At 59.1% G+C, this 23,873-nt stretch carries 21 protein-coding genes; 17 read left to right on the top strand and 4 right to left on the bottom strand.

What is annotated here, in order from left to right; translation table 11 throughout:
* Positions 1–23 precede the first annotated feature (23 nt).
* Together I6L47_RS00355 and tyrA are read left to right on the top strand one after the other, a co-directional pair.
* Positions 24–1,097: a 3-deoxy-7-phosphoheptulonate synthase gene (locus tag I6L47_RS00355; RefSeq protein ID WP_139411344.1), complete on the top strand. Its 1,074-nt coding sequence runs from the start codon at positions 24–26 to the stop codon at positions 1,095–1,097.
* Between the two features lie 135 nt (positions 1,098–1,232).
* Positions 1,233–2,360, top strand: a complete 1,128-nt coding sequence (gene tyrA, locus I6L47_RS00350; protein ID WP_150389356.1) for a bifunctional chorismate mutase/prephenate dehydrogenase — start codon at positions 1,233–1,235, stop codon at positions 2,358–2,360.
* 567 nt (positions 2,361–2,927) lie between these two features.
* Here tyrA and I6L47_RS00345 read toward each other — a convergent pair.
* Entirely contained in the window at positions 2,928–3,989 is a 1,062-nt protein-coding gene (locus tag I6L47_RS00345; protein ID WP_076492123.1) for a porin, read from the bottom strand.
* A gap of 395 nt (positions 3,990–4,384) precedes the next feature.
* On the opposite strand from I6L47_RS00345, the gene dinG reads away from it, so the two are divergent.
* From dinG to I6L47_RS00330, 3 genes are all read left to right on the top strand, one after another.
* Positions 4,385–6,457 (top strand): ATP-dependent DNA helicase DinG, encoded by a 2,073-nt coding sequence (gene dinG / locus I6L47_RS00340; RefSeq protein ID WP_216948374.1) that lies wholly within the window; start codon positions 4,385–4,387, stop codon positions 6,455–6,457.
* A gap of 142 nt (positions 6,458–6,599) precedes the next feature.
* Positions 6,600–7,259, top strand: a complete 660-nt coding sequence (locus I6L47_RS00335) for a DUF2057 domain-containing protein (protein ID WP_042053213.1) — start codon at positions 6,600–6,602, stop codon at positions 7,257–7,259.
* Between the two features lie 181 nt (positions 7,260–7,440).
* Positions 7,441–8,337 carry a histone deacetylase gene (locus I6L47_RS00330; protein ID WP_216948373.1) on the top strand — a complete coding sequence of 299 codons (897 nt, stop codon included), beginning with the start codon at positions 7,441–7,443 and terminating at the stop codon, positions 8,335–8,337.
* Between the two features lie 157 nt (positions 8,338–8,494).
* Here the strand turns inward: I6L47_RS00330 and ylqF are convergent, their stop codons facing one another.
* Entirely contained in the window at positions 8,495–9,445 is a 951-nt protein-coding gene (gene ylqF / locus I6L47_RS00325; protein ID WP_005334061.1) for a ribosome biogenesis GTPase YlqF, read from the bottom strand.
* A 323-nt stretch (positions 9,446–9,768) separates the two neighbouring features.
* Here ylqF and I6L47_RS00320 point away from each other — a divergent pair, with 323 nt between their 5' ends.
* The 8 genes from I6L47_RS00320 to I6L47_RS00285 all read left to right on the top strand — a co-directional run bounded on the left by I6L47_RS00320 (position 9,769) and on the right by I6L47_RS00285 (position 18,446).
* Positions 9,769–11,166, top strand: a complete 1,398-nt coding sequence (locus tag I6L47_RS00320; RefSeq protein ID WP_005334065.1) for an alkaline phosphatase — start codon at positions 9,769–9,771, stop codon at positions 11,164–11,166.
* An 11-nt stretch (positions 11,167–11,177) separates the two neighbouring features.
* Positions 11,178–12,569, top strand: a complete 1,392-nt coding sequence (locus I6L47_RS00315) for an alkaline phosphatase (protein ID WP_216948372.1) — start codon at positions 11,178–11,180, stop codon at positions 12,567–12,569.
* A gap of 72 nt (positions 12,570–12,641) precedes the next feature.
* Positions 12,642–13,328 carry a hypothetical protein gene (locus I6L47_RS00310; RefSeq protein WP_216949289.1) on the top strand — a complete coding sequence of 229 codons (687 nt, stop codon included), beginning with the start codon at positions 12,642–12,644 and terminating at the stop codon, positions 13,326–13,328.
* 82 nt (positions 13,329–13,410) lie between these two features.
* Positions 13,411–14,148: an ABC transporter substrate-binding protein gene (locus tag I6L47_RS00305; RefSeq protein WP_216948371.1), complete on the top strand. Its 738-nt coding sequence runs from the start codon at positions 13,411–13,413 to the stop codon at positions 14,146–14,148.
* A gap of 245 nt (positions 14,149–14,393) precedes the next feature.
* Entirely contained in the window at positions 14,394–14,789 is a 396-nt protein-coding gene (gene rnk, locus I6L47_RS00300; protein WP_005334070.1) for a nucleoside diphosphate kinase regulator, read from the top strand.
* A gap of 193 nt (positions 14,790–14,982) precedes the next feature.
* Entirely contained in the window at positions 14,983–15,573 is a 591-nt protein-coding gene (gene uhpA, locus I6L47_RS00295) for a transcriptional regulator UhpA (RefSeq protein ID WP_005334071.1), read from the top strand.
* Positions 15,570–17,090, top strand: coding sequence for a signal transduction histidine-protein kinase/phosphatase UhpB (uhpB, locus tag I6L47_RS00290; protein ID WP_216948370.1), 1,521 nt, complete (start codon positions 15,570–15,572; stop codon positions 17,088–17,090). The genes uhpA and uhpB overlap by 4 nt, the downstream gene beginning before the upstream one ends.
* A 21-nt stretch (positions 17,091–17,111) precedes the next feature.
* Positions 17,112–18,446, top strand: a complete 1,335-nt coding sequence (locus I6L47_RS00285; RefSeq protein WP_216948369.1) for an MFS transporter — start codon at positions 17,112–17,114, stop codon at positions 18,444–18,446.
* 86 nt (positions 18,447–18,532) lie between these two features.
* Here the strand turns inward: I6L47_RS00285 and I6L47_RS00280 are convergent, their stop codons facing one another.
* Positions 18,533–19,666 carry a GGDEF domain-containing protein gene (locus I6L47_RS00280; protein ID WP_216948368.1) on the bottom strand — a complete coding sequence of 378 codons (1,134 nt, stop codon included), beginning with the start codon at positions 19,664–19,666 and terminating at the stop codon, positions 18,533–18,535.
* A 520-nt stretch (positions 19,667–20,186) separates the two neighbouring features.
* Here I6L47_RS00280 and I6L47_RS00275 point away from each other — a divergent pair.
* The 4 genes from I6L47_RS00275 to I6L47_RS00265 all read left to right on the top strand — a co-directional run bounded on the left by I6L47_RS00275 (position 20,187) and on the right by I6L47_RS00265 (position 22,879).
* Positions 20,187–20,987, top strand: a complete 801-nt coding sequence (locus I6L47_RS00275; RefSeq protein ID WP_005334079.1) for a transporter substrate-binding domain-containing protein — start codon at positions 20,187–20,189, stop codon at positions 20,985–20,987.
* A 99-nt stretch (positions 20,988–21,086) separates the two neighbouring features.
* Complete coding sequence (locus tag I6L47_RS00270; protein ID WP_204418673.1) at positions 21,087–22,046, top strand: amino acid ABC transporter permease; 960 nt, start codon at positions 21,087–21,089, stop codon at positions 22,044–22,046.
* Positions 22,030–22,152, top strand: coding sequence for a hypothetical protein (locus I6L47_RS22570; protein WP_005350727.1), 123 nt, complete (start codon positions 22,030–22,032; stop codon positions 22,150–22,152). Before I6L47_RS00270 ends, I6L47_RS22570 begins: the two co-directional genes overlap by 17 nt.
* Positions 22,136–22,879 (top strand): amino acid ABC transporter ATP-binding protein, encoded by a 744-nt coding sequence (locus tag I6L47_RS00265; protein WP_139472852.1) that lies wholly within the window; start codon positions 22,136–22,138, stop codon positions 22,877–22,879. Before I6L47_RS22570 ends, I6L47_RS00265 begins: the two co-directional genes overlap by 17 nt.
* Positions 22,880–22,986: 107 nt before the next feature.
* Here the strand turns inward: I6L47_RS00265 and I6L47_RS00260 are convergent, their stop codons facing one another.
* On the bottom strand, positions 22,987–23,778 hold the full coding sequence (locus I6L47_RS00260) for an ABC transporter substrate-binding protein (protein ID WP_005334089.1): 792 nt from the start codon (positions 23,776–23,778) through the stop codon (positions 22,987–22,989).
* Between the last annotated feature and the right edge of the window lie 95 nt (positions 23,779–23,873).

Genomic DNA, 23,873 nt, shown 5'->3' with positions numbered 1-23,873 from the left:
AATACAGTAGAGAGAATGAAATCATGCAAAGAGACCCCCTGAACAACATCCATATCCAGTCCGAACAAGTGATGATCACGCCTGCCCAGCTCAAGGAGAAGTTACCCATCTCCGACAAGGCGCTGGCATTCGTACAAGGGGCCCGCAATACCATCGCCGATATCATTCACCGCCGCGATCACCGCTTGCTGGTGATCTGTGGTCCCTGCTCCATCCACGACATGGACGCCGCCAAAGAGTACGCAACCAGACTCAAAGCGCTGCATGATGCCTATCAGGACTCTCTCTACATTGTCATGCGGGTCTACTTTGAGAAGCCGCGCACCACGGTCGGCTGGAAAGGCTTTATCAACGACCCCAATCTGGATGGCACCTTCGATGTGGAGCTGGGGCTGCACCGTGCCCGCGAGCTGCTCTGCTGGCTGGCGGAGCTGGAGTTGCCGCTGGCCACCGAAGCGCTCGATCCCATCAGCCCGCAATACCTGGCCGAGCTCTTCTCCTGGTCGGCCATCGGCGCCCGCACCACCGAATCCCAGACCCACAGGGAGATGGCGTCCGGCCTCTCCATGCCGGTCGGCTTCAAGAACGGCACCGACGGCAACCTGGGGACTGCCATTAATGCGTTGCAGGCGGCCTCCTCCCCTCACGCCTTTATGGGGATCAACCAGCAGGGCCAGGTGGCGTTGTTGCAGACCCAGGGCAACCCGGATGGCCACGTGATCCTGCGCGGCGGCAAACATCCCAACTACGACTCGGTCAACGTGTCGCTGGCGGAAGAGGCGCTGGAGAAAGCGGGCCTGCTGCCGAGCCTTGTGGTGGATTGCAGCCACGGCAACTCCAGCAAGGATCACCGTTTGCAGCCCAAGGTGGCCGACAACGTCATCCACCAGATCCAGGAGGGCAACCGCTCCATCATCGGGGTGATGCTCGAATCCAACCTGTTCGAGGGAAACCAGTCCAGCGAGCAGCCCAAGGAGCAGATGCGCTACGGGGTCTCCATCACAGATGCCTGCATCGACTGGGACACCACCGCTACCCTGCTGGACCGCTGCCACAACCAGCTGGCTGACCCCCTCAAGGGCAGAACTGCACGGTAAGCCGTGGTATCTTGTCGTAACCTATTGAACAATCGAGGTATCACTAGTGGTGGCATCAAACCGCTCACGCCGTGATACCTTGTTGCATCTTGATTTTCAGGGCGCCGCCGCTCGCGGCGCCAGCAGGGACTGGATATGGCTGAAGAGTTGAATGTACTCAGGGACAAGATAGATGCGGTGGACAAGCAGCTGATCGATCTGCTGGCCGCCCGTCTGGCCCTGGTGGGAGAAGTGGGTGAAGTAAAGAGCCGCCACGGCCTGCCCATCTATGCACCGGATCGGGAAGCGAGCATGCTGGCCCGCCGCCGCGCCGAGGCTGAGCAGTTGGGGGTGCCCGGCGATCTCATCGAAGACGTGCTGCGCCGGGTGATGCGTGAATCTTATGCCAGCGAGAAAGATACCGGCTTCAAATGCATAAAGCCGGATCTTGGCAAGGTGGTCATCATCGGCGGTCAGGGCCAGCTTGGCCGCTTGTTCGGCCATATGTTCAGCCTCTCAGGCTATCGGGTCGAGACGCTGGAACAAGCCGACTGGCCGCGCGCTGACGAGATCCTCGCCGGAGCCGGTCTGGTGATGGTGGCGGTGCCCATCGATATCACCTGCCAGATCATCGACCGCCTCGGCAACCTGCCCGCCCACTGCCTGCTGGTCGATGTCACCAGCGTGAAAGCGGTGCCGCTCGAACATATGCTGGCGGCGCACCAAGGGCCGGTACTGGGACTGCACCCCATGTTCGGGCCGGATGTGGCGAGTCTCGCCAAGCAGGTGATCGTCTGCTGCCAGGGTCGTGACCCCGCCGCCAGCCAATGGCTGCTGGATCAGATGACCATCTGGGGCGCCCGCTTGCAACAGGTGGAAGCCAAGGCCCACGATGAGGCGATGACCCTCATTCAGGCACTGCGTCACTTCGCCACCTTTGCCTATGGCTGGCACCTCTCCCGGGAGCAGGCCAATCTGGATCGCCTGCTGAGTTTGAGCTCCCCCATCTACCGGCTGGAGCTCGCCATGGTGGGGCGGCTGTTCGCTCAGGATCCCCACCTCTATGCCGACATCATTTTGTCGTCACCGCAGAATCTGGCGATGATCCGTCGCTACTACCAAAACTTCGGCGAAGCGCTGGGGCTGCTGGAGCGGGGGGACAGAGCCGGATTTATCGACGCCTTCTCGCAAGTCTCCGGTTTCTTCGGCGAACATGCCGACCAGTTCCTGCGTGAAAGCCGCATGCTACTGGCCCAGGCTAACGACCGCCGCCAACACGGCTGATCCTGCAAAAGTAGCAACGCTCATATCACCAAAAAGGGAAGATACTCAGGCATCTTCCTTTTTTGTTTGTTACTCATTTCAACGCTAACTCAGTCGCGAGCGGCGACACATCAAGCACCTACCTCTGATTGGCCTCACAATACCCTACCCAACCCTACCCTGCGCGGCATCACATCCCAAGTATGCCCCCTCAATATCCGCGCAAATAGCACCGCCCCTTGCAAGTGCAGCCAGATACTCACGGTCAAACCAAGCTGCTGCAAGCAATGACTGTATGGTGTAAAAGAGAGCAGTGCCCTCCCCATCAAAGAGATAAGCAGGAAGCAGGAAGCAGGAAGCAGGAAGCAGGAAGCAGGAAGCAGGAAGCAGGAAGCAGGAAGCAGGAAGCAGGAAGCAGGAGAGATTAATCGAGACAGATGGTTTGCCAAACATCACTTACATAGCAATCCGGCGATTTATCATGACGCCAATACGCTGTCGCCTAAAAAGAAAATGGCCGAGATATCATCTCGGCCATTCGTAACTTGGTCAAAGACTCAAGCCAGGATATTACTCATGTGCAACTTATTAGAAGTTGTACTGCAGAGCAACAGTCCACTCGTCGTCATGCTTCTCGATACCCTGGATCTTGTACTCGGTGTAAGCTTTCAGCTTCGGAGTGAAAGCGTACTGAACACCCAGCAGGGTCTCGTCAACCAGGTCCTTGTAGCTGGAACCTGCTGCTTGGGCATTGTCCTTGCCTTCTTTGAAGTTGTAGCCAGCCAGGAAGGTCCAGGCGTCTACGTTGTAAGATGCAGCCAGCTCGTAGCCACGACCTTCATCTTTAGCGCCCAAAGTCTTGTTCTTAACTTCGCCTTCAGTGTAAACACCCGCAAAGTAGAAACCGTTGATAGCGTAGTGTGCACCAACTGCCCACTCGTCTTTCTTACCGGTCTGACCATTGGCTTTGTTAGCCAGATCAGAATAGGCGTAACCGGCATTGAAGCCCAGACCGAAGTCAAAGTCGTAACCTGCTGCAACGGCATAGGCGTCCTTACGCTTCACATCAGGACCAAAAATCGGATCCTTTTTGATGCTCTGTCTTACATCAGTGACCTTAACAGCTTCATCATCGTTAGTCTGGTAAGACACCTTACCTTTAAAACCACCAAAGGTGTTGGAGTAGATGATCTGGCCTTCCTGACGGCCGTCATAGAAATTACCGTAGCTTCCCCACTCGTTGAAAATATCGGTAGCTTCCATTACATCGTAAAAAGCGGTGTCGGTCTGACCGAAGATGATTTTACCGTACTGGGTACCATCAAAACCGGCATAGATATGACGTGAATTGAACTTACTTCCGTCTGAATTTTCCGCAGCAACTTGCCACTCAGTCTTGGCGATACCAGACCAGGTGTTGTTCAGGGCAACTTTACCGGACCAGCCCAGACGTGAAGAACCAATCAATTCTGCAGCACTGTTCTTGTCAGCTCCAGAGATTGGGTTAGGGTTGTCACTTTCGCCGTAGTAGTTAGCCTGTACACGGCCGTATACGTCGAAAGTGGTACCGTCTTTGTCATAGATCACTGCGGCGTTAGCGGCGGATGCAAACAGAGCCGGGATAGCAATAGCCAGAATTGTCTTTTTCATAGTTTCCAATGCCTACTGTAATTAAACACTAAGTTGTTGTTATTCCCTGTGTTAGCGATGTTCTTTGCATCACTATGCCGCCGAGACTAGCACCGGATTTTTTGAACCGCAATGAAAAAACTTGGAACTTTTTACGCAAACCATAGTCACGGAGGCAAAAGTGTGAGCCAAGTCTCACCTGACGGCAAGGCAAAAGGAAAACGTTTACAATGAATCCTGCTGATTATTTGGACTCAAATAGTCTATTTTGCATGCAAATAACGCTAACTACCTGATAAACAACTAAAGTGGTCTGATCAGCGTAAAACAGCCGTGATAATGGCAGTTGCCTCGACCTAACCAAAGGGTTGCGGGTATCCTTGTCCTTCGATTAACACCTAACTGGCCTTCTCTTCATGCTCTCTACTCGCCTTAAAGCCACCATTCGTCAAACCTATCGCCAGATTTCGGATGGATTACCCGGTTTTGTGCCGCGCAAAGAGCAGAACTTTCTGGTGGCAGAGATAGCCAAAACCCTGACCGGCGAGTACGACAAACAGCGCCGTATTCTGGTTGCCGAAGCAGGAACCGGTATCGGCAAATCTCTTTCTTATGCGCAGGGTGCCATCCCAGTGGCGCGGCTCACCCAGAAGAAACTGGTGATCTCCACCGCCACAGTGGCCCTGCAAGAGCAGCTGATCCACAAAGACCTTCCTTTTTACCACCGCCATAGCGAGCTGCCGTTTCGCTTTATGCTGGTCAAGGGGCGTCAGCGCTACTGCTGCGAGCATCTGCTGGAGCAGGCAGCCAGTGGTGCCGAGATAGCCAACTTCGAGCTCGACTTTGGCAGTCTGAGCAAATCCAAGCCATCTGACAGCGACAAAGATCGCTACCAGGCCCTGTGGCAGGCCTACACCAATGGCAAATGGGACGGGGATCGGGACAACTGGCCGGAGCCCATTCCCGACACTTGCTGGGATCGCATCGCCGCCGACCGCCACACCTGCAACAAGGCGCTGAGCCATCACCAGCACTGCCCCTTTCATCGCGCCCGCAACGACATGGAGAGCGCCGATGTGCTGGTGGTGAACCATGCGCTACTGCTCTCCGATCTCACCATGGGCGGTGGCATCATTCTGCCTCCCCCCGATGAGTGCATCTATGTGCTGGATGAGGCCCATCACCTGCCCACCATCGCCCGGGATCACGGCGCGGCGTCGGCCAGCGTCAAAGGCTCACGTCGCTGGCTGGAGAAGCTGGTACAAAGTGCAGGCAAGCTGGCGCGGACGCTTAATAAGGAGAGCCTGCTCGACCCCCAACTCAAACTGCAGGATGCACTGGCCTCCATCCAGCCTGATCTGAAGGCGGTCGAGCAGTGGCTCAGCGCCAACGATCGGCTGTTTGGCACGGAACCACACTACCGCTTCGTCGAAGGGGTATTGCCGGATCCCCTGCCCATGCTGGCAGAGAATCTCAAGGAGTCGAGCAAGAAGGCGCTGCGAGCGCTGGATCGGATGCAGGGGGCCATAGGTGAAGCGCTGAAAGATGGCGAGATCCGCCGCAAGGAGGCCGAACCCCTGTTGGCAGAGAGCGGTTTTCATCTGCAGCGGCTGGAGAGTTTCTGCGCCCTGTGGGAGATGCTGGGGCGCCATGTGCCGACCGGTAAAACCCCGCTCGCCCGCTGGATGGCCAAGAGCGATGACGGCGATATCTGGCTGCACGCTTCACCGATAGAGGTGGGGTATCTGCTGGAGGAGTGGCTCTGGTCGAAATGTTTGGGGGCCGTGCTGGTCTCGGCGACTCTCACCGCCCTCTCTTCCTTTAGTTATTTTCGCCATCAGGTGGGGCTCAAGGAGCACGACGGCACCCGCTATCTGCGCCTGCGCTCCCCCTTTGACTATCAGAAAGCCGAGCTCTATCTGCCCAAAATGGAGCACGAACCCAACTCGCCGGCCTTTACCAACGAGCTCATCAGCGTACTGCCACGCATTTTGGCGGGCAAGGAGGCGAGTCTGGTGCTCTTCTCCTCCTACCGCCAGATGAATGAGGTGGCCATTGGCTTGCGAGCCAAGGGACTCTCGCTGCTGGTGCAGGGGGAAGCCTCCCGCAATGCCCTGCTCACCCTGCACAAACAAAAATGCGATGGCGGTCAGTCCAGCATCCTGTTTGGTACCGGCAGCTTCTCGGAGGGGCTGGATCTGCCGGGTCACTACCTTACCAATCTGGTCATCACCAAGCTCCCCTTTGCGGTGCCCAACTCGCCGGTCGAGGAGGCTACTGCCGAGTGGGTGGAGCAGCGAGGCGGCAACCCCTTCCTGCAACTGACGGTCCCGGAGGCATCGCGCAAGCTTATCCAGGCCTGTGGCCGCCTCATCCGCAAAGAGGCTGATCGGGGACGGGTCACCATTCTCGACCGCCGCCTGCTGACCAAACGTTATGGCAAGGGGTTGCTTGATGCCCTCCCCCCGTTTACACGGCGGATCGAATAAATAAGTCGGTCGCTATTGATAAACAAACTGACAGCAGCGCGAACATCGACCACCAGAAAGAGCCATTGCCGCAGTAGGCCAAACCTGTAAAAATGAGCCCCTGTTTTCAGTGGGCAATCGCCTGACTGTTCAAGGAGATGAAATGAAACTGACTGTTCTGGTACCGGCACTGGCTGGTCTGTTATGGGCCGGTAGCGCCCTTGCTGATGCTCAACTGGAAGTGACCAACCCCTATGTCGTCCAGCTGATCGATGGTCAATCCATCAACCCCAAGCTGCTCGACAAAACCAGTATCTTCCCCCTCTCTGCCGGCAAACACCAGTTGGTCGTCGCTTTTGAAGGCAACTACTCCAGCCGCAGCGATATCAAGCTGGTCACCGCCGAGCCGCTGGTGCTGAACTTCACCGCCGCCGACAATCAGCAACTGGTGCTGGACTACAAAAAGCCCCGCAACGAAGCCGAAGCCAAGCAGTTTGTCAAAGAGCAGAAAGTAGCGCTGAAAGACAAGGTCACAGGCCAGCAAGTGAGTAGCGAACAGTTCGTGATGCCGAAAGTAGAGGGCTTCCAGCTGACCCGTGACTATCAGCAAGAGCTGATCAACATGGGCAAAGCCTTCAACCAACCCAAAACCGTTGCCGTCTCTACTGCTGCCGTGATGGCTGCCGCCAGCGCACCGGTTCAGGTTGCCCCCAGCAAGGCTCAAAGCAATCCGGAAGCCCTGACCCAGTTGCAAAACTGGTACAACAAGGCCGATGCGGAAACCCGCAAAGCCTTCCAGATCTGGGTTATCCAGCAGCAATAAGCCGAGCTGAGAGATTGACTGAAAGGGGAGCCAAGCTCCCCTTTTCCATATCTTGCGGTCTCACTCACGACGCGTCTTGATTTATGCGCTGCCACTTCCCCTTTATATAGGGAGTACATATATGGATTCATCTGCTGATTTCATATATAGAAAGCGCCACCTTGCCAGGGAGAATGGCACCATGTCGTTGCGCATTTTCTATCACCCTCTCTACTCCTCCCTGACGCTACCCGATCGCCATCGCTTCCCGCTGGCCAAGTATCAGGGGTTGTTTGAGCGCCTGCAGGTGCAGGGTTACCCCCTTGGCGAAGCGCCGTCGACCACCTGGGAGCAAATCTGTCGCATTCACGATGCCGATTATGTCGCGGCGGCCCTGAGCGGCCAGCTTGAAGAGCGCGCCATTCGCAAGATCGGTTTTCCCTGGTCACCCATGCTGATAGAGCGCACCTTGCGCTCGGTGGGTGCCACCGTTGCCGCCAGCCGCCATGCTCTTGAGCAGGGATGCGGCTTGCAGATCTCCGGTGGCTACCACCACGCCCATCGGGATCACGGCAGCGGTTTTTGTCTGTTCAACGATCTGGTGATTGCCGCCCAGGCTTGCCTCGACGAGGGGCACTGTGAACAGGTGCTGATCGTCGATCTCGATGTGCATCAGGGGGATGGCAGTGCGGCCCTGTGCGCCGGACGGCGCGATATCATCACCCTCTCCCTCCATGGGGAGCACAACTTTCCCCATCACAAAGCCGCCTCTCACCTCGACTTTCCGCTGCCAAGCGGCATGACGGACGATGCCTATCTCACCACACTGCAACAGGCGCTATCACTGGCACTGCGGCTCTATTCGCCGGATCTCATCCTCTATCAGGCGGGCGTCGATGTGCATCATGCCGACGAGCTTGGTTATCTCTCTTTGAGCGATGAAGGGGTGCGCCTACGCGATGCCATGGTATTTGACTGTGCAATCAAGCATGGGTTGCCTGTCGCCGCTGTACCCGGTGGCGGCTATCGCCGCGACTGGCAGCAGCTGATCCCGCTTCATATGTCGCTGTTTGAGACGGCATGCCACCGTTTTGGCTGATGGCATGGCTTTATAGCGCGGACACGCCATGAGAAGTGGGCGGCACTTCACCAGATAAAACAGAAGAGGCGACCCCTGGGGTCGCCTCTTCGTGTTTCGTCATCTGGGTCACACAAGCTCGCTCGTTGCCAGGCAAGCTCGGGACGCCTGAGTATAACTATTTCTGACGCTTGCGGGCGTACTTGCGACGGGCGCGGGCCTGACGCTCCTCTTCCCGCTCGGCCTTCTCTTTGGCTTTTTGCTCGGCTTCTGCGGCGGCTTCGACAATCTCGACGCTCACCATCTCCGGCGTCTCCAGCGAGATGCGGCCAAGCAAGCCGGAGCGGAACTCGTTGATCAGGATCTCGGACGCCTTGTGCAGGTCGGCCAGCCCCCCTTTGCGCATAAACGCCCGCTGGCGGGCGATCATCTCCAGCAGCTCGATCTCGGTCTCGGGCAACTCGTCAATCTGGTAGCGCGCCTTGATCCGCTCCGGATAGGCCTTGATGAAGTAGTCAGCGGCGAACATGGCGATATCGGCATAGTCGAACACAGTGTCCTTGATGGCCGCGGTGATGGCCAGACGATAACCGCAGGAGGGCGGGTTAAGCTTGGGCCAGAGAAAACCCGGGGTATCGGTCAGGATAACGTTGTTATCCAGCTTGATCCGCTGCTGGGACTTGGTCACCCCCGCCTCGTTGCCGGTACGGGCGATGATGCGCCCCGCCAGGGTATTTATCAGGGTGGACTTGCCCACGTTGGGGATCCCCATGATCATCGCCCGCACGCCGCGCAGCTCAAAGTTGCGCTCCGGCAGCATCTCGTGGCAGAGGGTCAGCAGTTGCTTGATCTTCTCCGGCTCTTGTTGCGTCAGCGGCAGCGCCTTGATCCCCTTCTCTTTTTCCATGTGCGCCACCCACAGATCGGTGATCGCCGGATCGGCCAGGTCCGCCTTGTTCAGCACCTTGATCACCGGGGTATCACCACGCAGCTCGGGCACCAGCGGGTTTTCGCTGGAGAAGGGGATGCGGGCATCGAGCATCTCGATGATCACATCGACCTGGGGCATGACCTCGGCAATCTCTTTGCGGGCCTTGTGCATGTGACCGGGGAACCAGTTGATGGACATATCCGTTACTCTCTGTGGGGGCTGCGGGCGCGCGCATGGAACAACAAGCGCTCTGCCGCGGGCATCGAACGAAGGGGGCGCATTTTACCTGCTGCGGGCCTCTTTTGACAGGTCATTCTAACCATCACCTCATCAAATCAGCAAACCGCCGAGGCGGAGCAACCTTGCCGGAAGCGACCGGACCAACTGGCTCAATTGATAGATAACACATTGATATGTTGTAACATTTTCATCACTTTTTCACACAACCGTCACCGATAGTCAGTAAAAGTGTCATCTGCCCCCTCTAGGCTGCGCTCAGGTTTTACAAGGAGCGAACCCCAATGAGAAAAATGGCAGGACTTGCAGTGATGATCGGCGCCGCCCTGGCTGCCGGCTGCAAATCAGACAATGACACGGTGGCGACCAAGCCCGCAGCCCAACCCACCAACGTCATCTTCTTCCTCGGTGACGGCATGGGCCTCAACACCCTGACGGCGGCCCGCATCTACGGTGTCGGCGAAGAGGGTGATCTCACCATCGATACCCTGCCAGAGACGGCCTTTATCAAGACCTTCTCCCACGATGCCCAGGTCACTGACTCGGCCCCCTCCATGGCGGCCTACATGACCGGGGTCAAGAGCAACAACGGCGTCATCAGCATGGACGGCGACGCCACCTATGAGAGCGACTGCAGCAAGAGCGCTGGCAAGCCGGTGACCACCCTGCTGGAGCTGGCCAAAGCCGATGGCCGCGGTACCGGCGTGGTAACCAGTACCCGGGTGACCCACGCCACCCCGGCGGCTACCTATGCCCATATCTGCAACCGGGATCTGGAGGCAGATATCGCCGTCCAGCTGGTACCGGGCGGCAAAGGCTACAACAGCGCCCTCAAGGAGGGACTGGATGTGGTGCTCGGTGGCGGCAGCAGTTTCTTCTTGCCCAAAGCCGACAAGGGCAAGCGGGAGGATGGCCGCAACCTCATCAGCGAAATGCAGGCCAAGGGCTACCAGTTTGCCAGCAATCTGGATGAGCTGAACAAGGCCGATGCGGGCAAGCCGCTGCTGGGCCTGTTTGGTTCCAGCCACATGAAATATGACCTGGACCGCCCTGCCAGCGAGCCGTCACTGGCCCAGATGACCCTGGCCGCCATCAAACAGCTCAAGGGCAAAGAGAAGGGTTACTTCCTGATGGTGGAAGGGGGCCGCATCGACCACGCCCTGCACGACACCAACGCCAAGCGGGCGCTGCAGGACACCATCGCCTTCGACAACGCCATCAAGGCCGCTATCGACGAGGTGAAAAAGAGCGACCCCGAGCTGAAAAACACCCTGATCGTGGTCACCGCCGACCACGACCACACGCTAGTGCTCAACGGCTATGCCAAGCGCACCGGCAAGACCACCGCCGACAACCCCGGCGTACTCGGGCTGGTGAAGAACTACGAGACTGGCGAGCCAAGCAAGGATAGCGAGGGTATGCCCTACACCATCATAGGTTTTGGCAACGGCTACAACCGGGTGGATGGCCCGCGCAGCAGCGTTGCCCCGCTCGACGATGCCACCGTCTCCGCCAATGACTACCACCAGGAAGTGGTGGTCAAGGTGGGCGAGATCGGCAACGAGACCCACGGCGGCACCGATGTCTTCCTCGGCGCCATCGGCAAGGGGGCGGACAGCTTCCATGGCTCACTCGATAACACCGCCGTGTTCGGCAAGATCAAGGCTGCGGCCAAGCTGTAAGGAGCACTTTCATGAGCAAACAGATGAACACATCCATCAAGCACACGCTGGTCTGCGCCGCCCTGTTCAGTGCGCTGGGCGCAACCTCCCAGGCACAGGCCGGTGATGCCAAAAACGTCATTCTCTTTATCGGTGATGGCATGGGCCCCACCGTGCTCACCGCAACCCGCCTGTTCAAGGTGGGGGAAGAGGGCAATCTGGAGATGATGAAGCTGCCGCGTAGTGCCCGCATCAAGACCTTCTCCAACGATGCCCAGACCACCGACTCGGCCCCCTCCATGGCGGCCTACACCACCGGGGTCAAGATGAACAACGAGGTGATCGCCATGAGCAGCGACACCAAAGCCGTCGCCCCCGGCAAAGACGTCAATGGCAACAAAACCGTCAACAATTGCAGCAGCGATAACGGCAAGCCGGTGCCCACCATCCTGGAGCTGGCCAAGGCGGCAGGCAAATCGGTCGGGGCCGTCACCACCACCGAGCTGACCCACGCGACCCCGGCGGCTACCTACGCCCACATCTGCCATCGGGATGCCGCTTATGACATCGCCGCACAAGCTGTTCCGGGAGGAACTGGTTTCAACCAGGCGCTGAGGGATGGGGTCGATGTACTGATGGGCGGTGGTGCCAACCACTGGACCCCCTACAGCGCCAGCAACAAGGGCGGTCGCAATGACAACCGCGACCTGACCGCCGAGATGAAGGCGCAGGGATACAGCTATGTCACCACCCAAAGTGAACTGGCCAAGGTCACCAGCGGCAAGGTGCTCGGTCTGTTCAGCAGCAAATCCCACCTCGACTACGAGCTGGATCGGGTCGCCAAGGGGGCGGCCAATACCCAGCCGTCCCTCTCCGAAATGACCGCCAAGGCGATCGACCTGCTGAGCAAGAACAGTCAGGGTTATTTCCTGATGGTAGAAGGCGGCCGGATCGATCATGCCCTGCACGGCACCAACGCCAAGCGCTCGCTCACCGACGCGGTGGCTCTGGATGAGGCGGTCAAGACGGCGCTGGGTAAAGTGGATCTCAACAATACCCTGATCGTGGTCACCGCCGACCATGACCATACCATGACCATTAACGGCTACTCCGCCAAGGGCAATCCGGTGCTCGACCTGGTTAAAAATGGCGATGGCTCGACCCAGAACGATGTGGATGGCAAGCCCTTCACCACCCTGGTGTTCGGTAACGGCCCCAATCGTGCGGCCGTGCGTCCGGTCCTCACCAGCGATCAGGTGATGGCCAATGATTACCTGCAGGAGACCGGCGTCAAACTGACATCGGAAACCCATGGCGGCGGCGATGTGATGCTGTTTGCCGATGGCGCTGGCAGCAACCGCTTCAAAGGCACGCTGGATAACACCAAGGTGTTTGGCAAACTGCGGGAGGCGCTCGGCCTGTAAGCAGCAGGGGCCTGGGTGCATCTGAGCAATTGACTCAGCAGCCCGGGCCCCGGCTCTTTCGAGCGACAGATGATGATGCGACTTTTGCTTTCGTTATGGCTGCTTGGCAGCATCCTCTCCTTCCCCCTGCATGCTGACGACACGCCCCCGGATCTCGCCGCCCGGATCAGCTATCACGACCGGAACACCGGCAGCGATGGCATCGCCAGAGAGAGTGTCTGGCAAGAGAAGTGGCTGCGGGTGGGCAATCAGGTGTGGAGCCAGCGGCTCATTCCCCTCCCCCTTGCCCGAGCCTATCACGCCACTCACGACGCCACCCCCGGCCACAAGCACTTTACCCACCAGATGGCGGCCCGCTGGGTCAGTCGCAGTGATGAGGGTGAACTTCAGCTGCGCTATGCCGACAGCTGGCACAACCAGCTGGTTGAGGTGCCGGTGGAAGAGTATGGCCAGGTGGCCTTCAAACCCGACTGGCCGCGGATCCGCCATCTCGTCAACCCGGCGCTGATCGAGGGGATGACCCCGCTGGATGAGGCCGCCCCCGAGCAGGCCCGCTGGTATGAAAAGCGCGAAGGGCAGCAACGAACCCGGATTCTCTGGTCGAGTCAGTGGCAGATCCCGCTGGTGGTCGAATCGGCCAGTCTCGACGGCTATCGCAGCTACCGGATGGAGGTGACCCTGCGCAAGCTGCCTGCTCAGCTCCCCTGGCAGCAACTCGCTGATTACGAAGTGCGCGATCTGCGGGATTTCTTCGACTGAGATCCCAACCCCTCAGCGGGCACAACAACAACGCAGGCAGGAATGTTACACTCTGCATATTCGACTCTGGCTCACGACCTTGATGCGCGCTCTCTGCCTGCCCTTTTTTGCCCTGCTGTTATTGCTGGTGAACACCGGTGCCCAGGCTATTGTGCTGGTGGCGGCCGAGCTGCCCCCCTATGTCATTCGCTCCTCTCACGGCAAACCAAGCGGTGTCGCCATCGAGATCATGGAGGAGGCCGCCCGACGCCTTAAAGAACCGCTCACTATCGAGCTGATGCCACTGGCCAGAGCCCTCACTCAGGCTATCCACCGCAAGGATGTGCTGCTGATCCCGCCGGTACGCAGCACTCAACGGGAACACCTCTACTACTGGGTAACACCGATACTCGATGACGATTTTGTCATCGTCAGCGATCGCCGCTTTCATCCTTCTCCCCTCAAAGTGACAGATCTCCCACCGCTGCAGATCGGCACCCTGCGCTACTCCTTCGGTCAGCATCTGCTCAGACAACGACTTAAGCTTGAGAGTGATACCGTGGCCACCGAGAAGCTCAATGCCCAGAAATTGCATCGGGGCCGTATCGATGCCTGGGTGGCCGCTTGGAACGCCATCCTCTATAACCAGCGCCTTGGTGATTTGCCAACCGACCGGCTGGTACGCGGGGAGACTCTGATGCGTACCCAGTTTTATGTCGCCGCCAGCAAAGAGCTCCCCTTCACCGAGGGACGTCGCTGGCAAGCCGTAATCGACAAGATGCGTCATGATGGCACACTGGCGCGGATCATCCGTCAGTACAACTATCAGGCTCCTGAGTAGTCACTCAATCGCGGTTGCCAAGACCGGCCAGAATGGTTATGGTAGGCCTATGAAAATACTCGCTATTTCCTCGCATTTGCTCACACCCTGCTGAGCCCCCGCCTCGCTCCTTCGGCCGCGAGTCGCTTGGGGGCATGGCATTTTCAATCGATTGAACCTGTTGAATCCATTTTTGTAACACTTTGCGTGATGGCCAACCTGCACCCGCCGGTATGGGCCTATCCGCTATTGATAAGGAATATCTTATGAAACAACCTCATCTGGTTATCTCCAGCCTTGATCTGGATCGTATCGAACAACTGCTTGGCAACCACCCGCAACATCTGGCCCTGCAAGAGGAGCTGGACCGCGCCGAGATCCGCGAACCAGCCGACATGCCGCCGGACGTGGTCACCATGAACAGCAAGGTACGCTTCAAGATGCAGAGCAGCGGCAACGAGTTCTGCCTGACCCTGGTCTACCCGCGCGATGCCAAGGGCGACGAGAGCAACATCTCGGTACTGGCGCCGGTGGGCAGCGCCCTGCTCGGTCTGAAAGTGGGCGACAGCATCGCCTGGCCGGGCCCGGCCGGTCGCACCATCGAGGTCGAAATTCTGGAAGTGGTTTATCAGCCGGAGCGCGCCGGCGAGCTGCACCGCTGAGTCCCCCGGGCTGGTCATCCCCCTGTTGATCAGCCCGCTTGCTCGCCCTTGCCAGCTGATCCCGATCAAGCTTTACGCACCTTGCCCCCCGGTTTTTAGCCCCTTTTCCTGCTGCTGCTTGAGCCTGACTCGGGGGGCAGGTATCTTGTTGGCCGCGTCATGGTCATGACGCACCGAATTTCAGGCTGACATCATGATAAAAATTGCCCTCATCGACGATCACCAGATCGTCCGATCCGGTTTTGCCCAACTGCTCAATCTGGAGCCAGACCTGCAGGTGGTCGCCGAATTCGGCTCCGCCAGCGACGCCCTTGCCGGCCTGCCCGGCAGCGGGGCGCGGGTCTGTGTCTGCGACATCTCGATGCCCGACCAGTCGGGACTGGATCTGCTCAAGCAGCTCCCCTCCGGCCTTGCGGTGGTGATGCTCTCGGTACACGACAGCCCCGCCCTCATCGAGCAGGCCTTGCAAACCGGCGCCAAGGGGTTTCTCTCCAAACGCTGCAGTCCGGACGAGCTGATCGCTGCCGTGCGCACCGCCGCCCAGGGGGGGTGTTATCTTACGCCGGACATCGCCCAGAAACTGGCCAGCAGCAGCCGGGATCCCCTCACCAATCGGGAGCGGGAGATTGCCCAGTTGCTGGCGCAGGGGTTGGAGGTGAAAGCCATCGCCGAGCAGCTTGGACTCTCCCCCAAGACGGTTCACGTCCATCGCGCCAACCTGATGGACAAGCTCAAGGTCAGCAACAACGTCGAGCTGGCCCACCGCATGCTGGATAGCTGGTGATCTCCCGTTTTGTCAGCTATGTCGCCATCGCGCTGGCGGCCTGCTTCATCTTTGCCGCCGGCTGGTTTTGCCTCTGGAGCATCAGCCTGCATCTGGCGGGCGGCCCGGCGCTGGCGGTGCTGCTGTTCCCATTCGGCCTGCGCCTCGGCTTGCTGCTGCAAAGCCCGGGCCACTACTGGCCGCCGCTATTATTGTGCGAAGGGCTGCTGCTCTACTGGCTCAATCTGGAAGTGGGGCTGCCCCACTGGCCTTGGCTGGTCGCGGGCAGTCTGCTGACCCTGATACCGCTGCTGATTGCCCGTCGCCAACAGGTGCGCAACGACTGGCAGCAACTGTTGCTGCTGCTCGCCACCGTCACGGCGGCGGCGCTGCTGCAAGCCCTGCTCTGGCATCTGGCCGGGGAAGATGGCCTCTCGGCCCTGCTGCTCAGCCTGACCGGCGGGCTGACGCTGACCTCCACCTGCATGCTGATCTGGCACTACCTCACCCGAGCCACCTGGGTGCCGCTGGGACCTGCGCTGGTGGATCAGCCGGTAGAGTGGCGCTTTCGCCATCTGGTCTGGTATCTGCTGCTGTTCGTATTGAGCCTCTGGCTGCAACTGGGATTGCCCAACTCGCTGGTACGCTTCACCCCGTTTTGTCTGGCCATCCCCATCATCTCCATGGCATGGCGCTACGGCTGGCAGGGGGCGCTGCTCGCCACCCTGATGAACACCATCGCCCTGCTGGCCAGTCAGGCCTGGCACGATCACCCCCTCGATCTGCTGCTCTCCCTGCTGGCCCAGAGCCTCACCGGCCTGCTGCTGGGTGCCGGGATCCAGCGCCAACGCGAACTTAATCAGGCGCTGACGCGCCAGCTCGCCCACAATCGCCAGCTCACCGAGCGGCTGCTGGAGACCGAGGAGAGCATCCGCAAGGAGGTGGCGCGCGAGCTGCACGACGACATCGGCCAGACCATCACAGCCATTCGTACCCAGGCCGGGATCGTGCGCCGCCTCGCCCCCGACAACGCCGGGGTGGGCCAGAGCAGCGCCCTGATCGACACACTATCGCTCGGGATCTACGACGCGGTGCGCGGCCTGCTCGGGCGGCTGCGCCCGCGCCAGCTCGACGACATGACTCTGGAACAGGCGGTACGGGCACTGCTGCGGGAGCTGGAGCTGGAGCGTCACGGCATCGTCACCCGGCTGGAGTGGCAGCTGGTAGATGGCGATCTCTCCGATGCCCAGCGGGTCACCCTGTTTCGGGTCTGTCAGGAGGGGCTCAACAACGTGGTCAAACATGCCAACGCCCACTCGGTCACCATTCGCGCCCGGGCCAGCGGCGAGCAGTTGCAACTGGTGCTGGAAGATGATGGCCGCGGTCTGCCGGAAAGCCGCCCGCAGCAGGGCTATGGCCTGCTCGGCATTCGCGAGCGGGTACAGGCCCTAGGGGGCAGTTTGCAACTCTCCTGCATCCACGGCACCCAGCTGACGGTCAACCTGCCCAGTCGCAGACGGGAAGAGAGTCATGGCTAATCACCACCAGAGGGCCTGCCTGTGCTGAGTTTTATGAGAAGCGCGCCGCCCCGGCCCCTTATCCGGGATCAGGCCGAGATCGATGCCACCTATCGCCACTGGCGGCTGCACCTGCTGCTGACCATGTATCTGGGCTACGCGGTCTTCTACTTCACTCGCAAGAGTTTCAACTTCGCCATGCCGGACATGCTGGCGAGCGGCATGCTGGACAAGTCCGACATCGGCATGCTTTGGACTCTGTTCTACATCACCTACGGCTGCTCCAAGTTCTTCTCCGGCATCATCAGTGACCGCGCCAACCCGCGCTATTTCATGGGTGTCGGACTGATGGCCACCGGCGTTATCAATATCCTGTTCGGCCTCTCGTCGGCACTCTGGATGTTTGCCGCCCTCTGGGTCGCCAACGCCTTCTTCCAGGGCTGGGGCTGGCCCCCCTGCTCCAAGCTGCTCACCAGCTGGTATTCGCGCACCGAGCGCGGGGTCTGGTGGTCGGCCTGGAACACTGCCCACAACGTCGGCGGGGCGCTCATTCCCCTTATCGTCAGCACCATCGCCCTGCAACATGGCTGGCGCTACGGCATGATAGTGCCCGGCCTTATCGCCATCATCGCGGGATTGTTCCTCTGCTGGCGACTGCAGGATACCCCGAGTGCCATGGGATTGCCGACAGTGGGCGAGTGGCGTAAGGATGCCATGGAGCTGGCCCAGCAGACCCAGGATGCGGGGCTCTCCCATCGCCAGATCCTGCGCAAATATGTGCTCGGCAACCCCTATATCTGGCTGCTCGCCTGCTGTTACGTACTGGTCTATGTGGTGCGTACCGCCATCAATGACTGGGGCAACCTCTACATGACCGAGCAGCGCGGCTTCAATCTGATGAGCGCCAACTCGGCCATTTCCATGTTCGAGGTGGGGGGCTTTATCGGTGCTCTGGTGGCGGGCTGGGGATCGGACAAGCTGTTCAACGGCAACCGTGGCCCGATGAACCTCATCTTTGCGGTGGGGATCCTGCTGGCGGTGGGGTCGCTCTGGCTGATGCCCTTCTTCAGCTATGTGATGCAGGCGGCCTGCTTCTTCACCATCGGCTTCTTCGTGTTTGGCCCCCAGATGCTGATCGGCATGGCGGCGGCGGAGTGCTCCCACAAGAACTCGGCGGGGGCGGCCACCGGCTTTGTCGGGCTGTTCGCTTATATGGGGGCGGCGCTGTCAGGCTATCCGCTGGCCAAGGTGATGGAGATCTGGCACTGGAACGGCTTCTTCGTGGTGATCTCGGTGGCAGCGGGCGTCTCGGCCCTGCTGCTGCTCCCCTTCCTCAAGGCGCAGGCACCGAGAACCCCTCAAACGAATGCAGAGTAGCGGGTTGCAGCTGACGAGCTATAGCCGGCAAACAGACAGGGCGCGGATCACCGCGCCCTGATTTTATTCCTGAACCGATTCCTGCATCAGGCAGCCTGACAGACCCGATTTTTTCCTTCCCGCTTGGCCCGATAGAGAGCGTCATCCGCACGGCTGAACAGGCTGTCAAAGTGCCACTCCCCCTGCCAGTGAGCAATACCCATGCTGACGGTGATATGGATCCCATCTACCTCGCAGGCCGCAAGCTGAACCCGCAGTGACTGACAACGGGCGATCGCCTCCTCTGCGGTGGCATGGCGAAACAGCAGCACAAACTCCTCGCCCCCAAAGCGACTGGTCAATACGCCCTCCAGCTCGCGCAGTGCCAACCCGACCCGCTCCAGCACCCGATCGCCCACCTCATGGCCATGCCGATCGTTGATCTGCTTGAAGTCATCCAGATCGAGCACCACCAGCGCCCCCTGCTGTGCAGGGCGTCCCCGGGCCAGACACTCCATAAAACCACGGCGATTGAACAAGCCGGTCAGCGGGTCATGACTGGCCTGATAGCGCAGCTCCAGCGCACGGTGCTGATTGCAGAGCAGCAGCACCCCGAAGGTGAGCATGGAGCTACCCACCAGCATGGAAACATAGGGCAACACGTTGAACAGCTGACGCTGGAACGGGCTTTCGATCACCTCGCCCCACACGGTAAACATCCGCATCAGGGTCATGGCGATCAGCACCAGATTGAGGCCAATCAGCACCCAGACCGCCACCTGATAATCGGGTCGACCGTGACGCCAGAGCTGCCAGATGATGAGCGAACTGAGCATGAGGAAAGTGGCGCTGCTGATCATCACCCGCACCGCAATCCGGCCATCGATGGCGACCGACCAGGTCATGATGGCGGCAAACAGCAGGATGAATCCCCAGCAGACAGGCCAGCCCGGCGATTGACGGAAGAAACAGCGTTGGGCGACCAGCAGCAACGACACATGAAAAATCAGGAACACATTGCCCACCCAGGAGCCATAGGGGGTGGGTGTCAGCAGCAGACTGGCAAATCCCGCCTGACCCAGCATGGCAAACAGACTGGACCACCACCAGACCCCGACGCCGGGAATATCGTTGTGGGTAACGCGAATGATGGTAAGAGTGAGGAAACCAAGAGAATAGCCACACAAGGCCATGATCATCAAGGTAAAAATATCCAGCTTAAGCAGTAGTGAGGCGTCCATACCAAAGCCATGCAGAGAGGGTAACTGAGTATATGAGAAGCGTTTGCCAAGACCCAGTGCGACTTGATGGTTTTCACAATAAAGCCCGTTCGTTTGCTGACAAACAGAGCAATGCGTGTGATATCCCACCAATGCGTATTCGTCTTAACCCCATAAAAAGCCTCTTACGGGGCCCAGCAACTCAATAAGAGCCGCAAGCGGCACCCAGGCTTTGTAACAAAATGTCTTGGGGATAATTTGGGCTTGAACCCACTCAATTAGATAGATATGTTGTTTTCGTGTGATTTTATGAATGAAGCCATGAGCAATTAATGTCTCTAACCTGTTGAGTCTTCTGACACAATCTGTTTTTGGTACATTTTTCACTCAACCACTATTCATAGCATCTCATATGGGGCTTTTGTCCCGCTCAAGACATTCATCCTGTCTTGCCTGTTGCCGGATGCAGCAGTCTCTTGTGCCACGGAGTCGCACGGGATCAGGTTCAAGGCCGAACACACCACCGACAGAGACGTCACTTATGATCAAAAAACTGATTCTTTCTACCCTGCTGTTTTGCGGGATCGCCACGGCGGCCCCGACCCCTGCCCCCACCTCCACCCTGGATGCCGTGCTCGAACGCGGTGTGCTGCGAGTCGGCTTCGATGCGGGCTATCAACCCTTCGAGATGACCAACAAGCAGGGCCAGTACATCGGCTTTGACGTGGATCTCGCCAAGATGGTCGCCAAAGAGATGGGCGTGAAGGTCGAGTTCGTCAACACCGCCTGGGATGGCATCATTCCGGCGCTACTGACCAACAAGTTCGACGTCATCATGGGCGGCATGACCGTCACTCCCCAGCGCAACCTGCGAGTCAACTTCGCCGATCCTTACATCGTGGTCGGCCAGACCATAGTCCTGCGCAAAGAGAAGGCGGGCGAAATCAAATCCTTCACCGACCTCAACGACCCGAAATACAAGATCGCGGTCAAGCTCGGTACCACCGGCGAGCAGGCAGTCAAGCGCCTGATCCCCAAAGCTACCCTGCTGCAGTTTGAAACCCAGGATGACGCCAAGCTGGAAGTGATCAACGGCAAGGTCGATGCGTTCGTCTATGACCTGCCCTACAACGCTATTTTTGCCTCCCAGAATCAGGGCGCCGTGGTGCACCTCGACAAGCCGTTCACCTTCGAGCCGCTGGCCTGGGCCATCCGCAAAGGGGATCAGGACACCCTCAACTGGTTCAACAACTACCTGCGCCAGATCAAGGGCGATGGCAGCTACGACCGTCTCTACAAGAAGTGGTTCGAATCCAACGCCTGGCTGAATCAGCTCAAATAACCTCCGGGGGGCGGCACATGCCGCCCCTGCACCACGCAGCTCCCCACACAATAACGAGAAGAGGTTGTGACTGTGCACACACCCAAACCGACAAGACAGATGGAAAAACAGCCCAATCAGCTACTCTGGCATGGGGTTTTCCTGCTGATGCTGCTGGTTGCCGTATTCGGCATCTACAAGGCTGTCCAGTCAGTGGATTACACCTGGCGCTGGGAACGCATTCCCCAATACATCGCCTATCAGGCGGAGCAGAAGAATCTGGCCGAATTTGACGGCACCGTGATGGTGGGTACCAGTGAGGCCGAGAAGGGCAAGCTGTTCCTGCAAGACGATCTCGACCCCAATGTGCGGCAAGCCATTGCCAGTACCGGCGTACAAGTCGCCGAAGGGGATACCGTTTTTCGTGGCGATACCCTCGACACCCAACTGAGCTGGACCGCAGGCCCCATCGCCTGGGGCGTCTGGGTCACCGTCAAGCTCTCGCTGGTAGCAGGCATCTTCGCCATCCTGCTCGGCACCCTGGCCGGGCTGGCGCGCCTCTCCCCCAATCCCGCCCTGCGCAATCTGGCGGTCACCTACGTTGAGCTCATCCGCGGCACGCCGCTGCTGGTGCAGATCTTCATCGTCTACTTCTTTATCGGCACCGTGCTGAACCTCGACCGCTTCACCGCCGGGGTCGCGGCACTGGCGGTCTTTACCGGCGCCTATGTGGCGGAGATCGTCCGCGCCGGTATCAGCTCCATCCACAAGGGGCAGATGGAGGCGGGCCGCAGCCTGGGTATGACCTCCGCCCAGACCATGCGCTATGTCATTCTGCCGCAGGCGTTCAAGCGGGTACTGCCACCGCTGGCGGGCCAGTTCATCAACCTGATCAAGGACTCCTCGCTAGTCTCGGTCATCTCCATCACCGATCTGACCAAGGCGGGGCGCGAGGTGGTGAGCTCCACCTTCAGCCCGTTCGAGGTATGGTTCACCGTGGCCCTGCTCTATCTGGTGCTCACCGGCACCCTCTCTTTTCTGGTACGCCGTCTCGAGGTGAAATATGCACGCAGCAACTGATCCCATCATCAAGGTGCAACAGGCGTCGAGAAGTGCAGCCATCACCGACACCCTCTTCGCCTTCCCGGTTCGTTTTCTGGAGGTGAAATATGCGCGCAGCAACTGATCCCATCATCAAAGCGACCGGCGTAGAGAAGTTCTACGGCTGCGAAGTGCACGCCCTGAAAAATGTCAGCACCCAGGTGGCCGAAGGGGAAGTGGTGGTGATCGTCGGCCCCAGTGGCTCCGGCAAATCGACCTTCCTGCGCACCCTCAACCAGCTGGAGACCATCAACGACGGCAATATCGTGGTCGATGGCATCTGCCTGACCGAGCCGGGCGATGTCAACAAGCTGCGGGAAGAGGTGGGCATGGTGTTCCAGTCCTTCAACCTCTTTCCCCACCTGACGGTGCTGGATAATATCTGCCTCGCTCCGCAGAAGGTGCGTGGCCTGTCGCGCCGTGAGGCCGAAGACAGGGCCAAGGCGCTGCTGCTGAAAGTGGGGCTGTCGGTGAAAGCGGCCAGCTATCCCTCCCAACTCTCCGGCGGTCAGCAACAGCGGGTGGCCATTGCCCGAGCACTCGCCATGCAGCCACGCATCATGCTGTTTGACGAGCCCACCAGTGCGCTGGACCCCGAAATGGTGGGGGAAGTGCTCGATGTGATGAAGGGACTCGCCCGCGAAGGGATGACCATGGTGGTGGTGACCCACGAGATGGGCTTTGCCCGCGAGGTGGCGGATCGGGTGCTCTTTATGGAGAGTGGCGAACTGCTGGTAGATGAAAAACCGGCCGACTTCTTCGACAATCCCCCCTCCCCGCGTCTGCGCCAGTTCTTGAGTCAGGTGCTGTAGCCAACATGCTCTGCTGGATAAACGAAGAGGGACCGCAAGGTCCCTCTTCTTGTGTGTCACGCTGAGCAGGCTTAACCCAGCTGAACCCGAGTGCCCATCTCATCGGCTCAGCGCGGGGACTTTCCCAGATAGCGCTCCACGATCACTTTCACCCCGTCACGTTTTTTGAGCTGATAGAGCTCCTTGTCAAACTGGTCGATAAAGGCCTGTTTGTAGGGGTACTCCCCCTTGCGGCTATAGCCGAGAAACCCCTGCTCCTTGCTGAGCACCGGCCCCTGTTTGAGCAGGGACATATCGGCCACCGCCAGCTGATCGGCCTTTATCATGTTGAGCAACTCATAGAGCAGGGAGAGGCGATCATTAATAGTGCAATCGACCCGGCCGCGGACAATCTTGAGCAGGTTCTCCCGATTGCTTTTCACCTCCTCCACGTCGATCTGCTTCTCTTTTACTGCCTGCCAAAAGGCATCGCCACCGACGGCAAAACCGGCGTTCATGCCAAAGCGTAAACCGTGATAGTCGAGCGGAAACCTGGCCTGCGGGGTATTGGCCGCCACACTGGCGCCGCACATCACCACCAGCTCTTCATCCAGCATCGGCTGGGAGTAGGGCCACATATAAGGGCGGGTGTCGGGCATGTAGTAGGGTGGAAAAATAGCGAAGGCGGTCCCCTGTTCCACCATGCTCAGACCGCGCCGCCACGGCATGGGCTTGAGCACCACCTCATAGTCAGGCATGGCAGAGGTCACCTCGCGGATGATGTCGGCATAGATCCCCCTGACCTCCTCCCCCTCCTGCCAGGAGTAGGGAGGATAGGCGGCATCCGCCAGGATCTCGACCCGGGTCTTGGCGTGCGCCATCATGCACAACCCCAGCAACAAGCAACACCAGACGCGCATAAGCCAGCACCTCCTGAAAAAGCCTGCATCAAGCATAGCCATCCAGCGCGCCTTCCTCTGCTGCCGCGCCATATTTCATGCCATCTCTTCGTTGG

Source organism: Aeromonas sp. FDAARGOS 1417, from assembly GCF_019046985.1.
Taxonomy (GTDB): Bacteria; Pseudomonadota; Gammaproteobacteria; order Enterobacterales; family Aeromonadaceae; genus Aeromonas; species Aeromonas veronii.
This window is presented reverse-complemented; position numbering and strand designations above follow the sequence as displayed.

Excerpts from the sequence above, each read along its gene's own strand:
- I6L47_RS22570 (WP_005350727.1), top strand. The coding sequence starts at position 22,030 with ATGCACGCAGCAACTGATCCCATCATCAAGGTGCAACAGGCGTCGAGA.
- I6L47_RS00305 (WP_216948371.1), top strand. The coding sequence starts at position 13,411 with ATGCGCGCTCTCTGCCTGCCCTTTTTTGCCCTGCTGTTATTGCTGGTG.
- I6L47_RS00275 (WP_005334079.1), top strand. The coding sequence starts at position 20,187 with ATGATCAAAAAACTGATTCTTTCTACCCTGCTGTTTTGCGGGATCGCC.
- I6L47_RS00345 (WP_076492123.1), bottom strand. The coding sequence starts at position 3,989 with ATGAAAAAGACAATTCTGGCTATTGCTATCCCGGCTCTGTTTGCATCC.
- I6L47_RS00335 (WP_042053213.1), top strand. The coding sequence starts at position 6,600 with ATGAAACTGACTGTTCTGGTACCGGCACTGGCTGGTCTGTTATGGGCC.
- I6L47_RS00270 (WP_204418673.1), top strand. The coding sequence starts at position 21,087 with ATGGAAAAACAGCCCAATCAGCTACTCTGGCATGGGGTTTTCCTGCTG.
- dinG (WP_216948374.1), top strand. The coding sequence starts at position 4,385 with ATGCTCTCTACTCGCCTTAAAGCCACCATTCGTCAAACCTATCGCCAG.
- I6L47_RS00320 (WP_005334065.1), top strand. The coding sequence starts at position 9,769 with ATGAGAAAAATGGCAGGACTTGCAGTGATGATCGGCGCCGCCCTGGCT.
- I6L47_RS00315 (WP_216948372.1), top strand. The coding sequence starts at position 11,178 with ATGAGCAAACAGATGAACACATCCATCAAGCACACGCTGGTCTGCGCC.
- I6L47_RS00265 (WP_139472852.1), top strand. The coding sequence starts at position 22,136 with ATGCGCGCAGCAACTGATCCCATCATCAAAGCGACCGGCGTAGAGAAG.
- tyrA (WP_150389356.1), top strand. The coding sequence starts at position 1,233 with ATGGCTGAAGAGTTGAATGTACTCAGGGACAAGATAGATGCGGTGGAC.
- I6L47_RS00355 (WP_139411344.1), top strand. The coding sequence starts at position 24 with ATGCAAAGAGACCCCCTGAACAACATCCATATCCAGTCCGAACAAGTG.
- I6L47_RS00330 (WP_216948373.1), top strand. The coding sequence starts at position 7,441 with ATGTCGTTGCGCATTTTCTATCACCCTCTCTACTCCTCCCTGACGCTA.
- rnk (WP_005334070.1), top strand. The coding sequence starts at position 14,394 with ATGAAACAACCTCATCTGGTTATCTCCAGCCTTGATCTGGATCGTATC.
- I6L47_RS00260 (WP_005334089.1), bottom strand. The coding sequence starts at position 23,778 with ATGCGCGTCTGGTGTTGCTTGTTGCTGGGGTTGTGCATGATGGCGCAC.
- I6L47_RS00280 (WP_216948368.1), bottom strand. The coding sequence starts at position 19,666 with ATGGACGCCTCACTACTGCTTAAGCTGGATATTTTTACCTTGATGATC.
- ylqF (WP_005334061.1), bottom strand. The coding sequence starts at position 9,445 with ATGTCCATCAACTGGTTCCCCGGTCACATGCACAAGGCCCGCAAAGAG.
- I6L47_RS00310 (WP_216949289.1), top strand. The coding sequence starts at position 12,642 with ATGATGCGACTTTTGCTTTCGTTATGGCTGCTTGGCAGCATCCTCTCC.
- uhpA (WP_005334071.1), top strand. The coding sequence starts at position 14,983 with ATGATAAAAATTGCCCTCATCGACGATCACCAGATCGTCCGATCCGGT.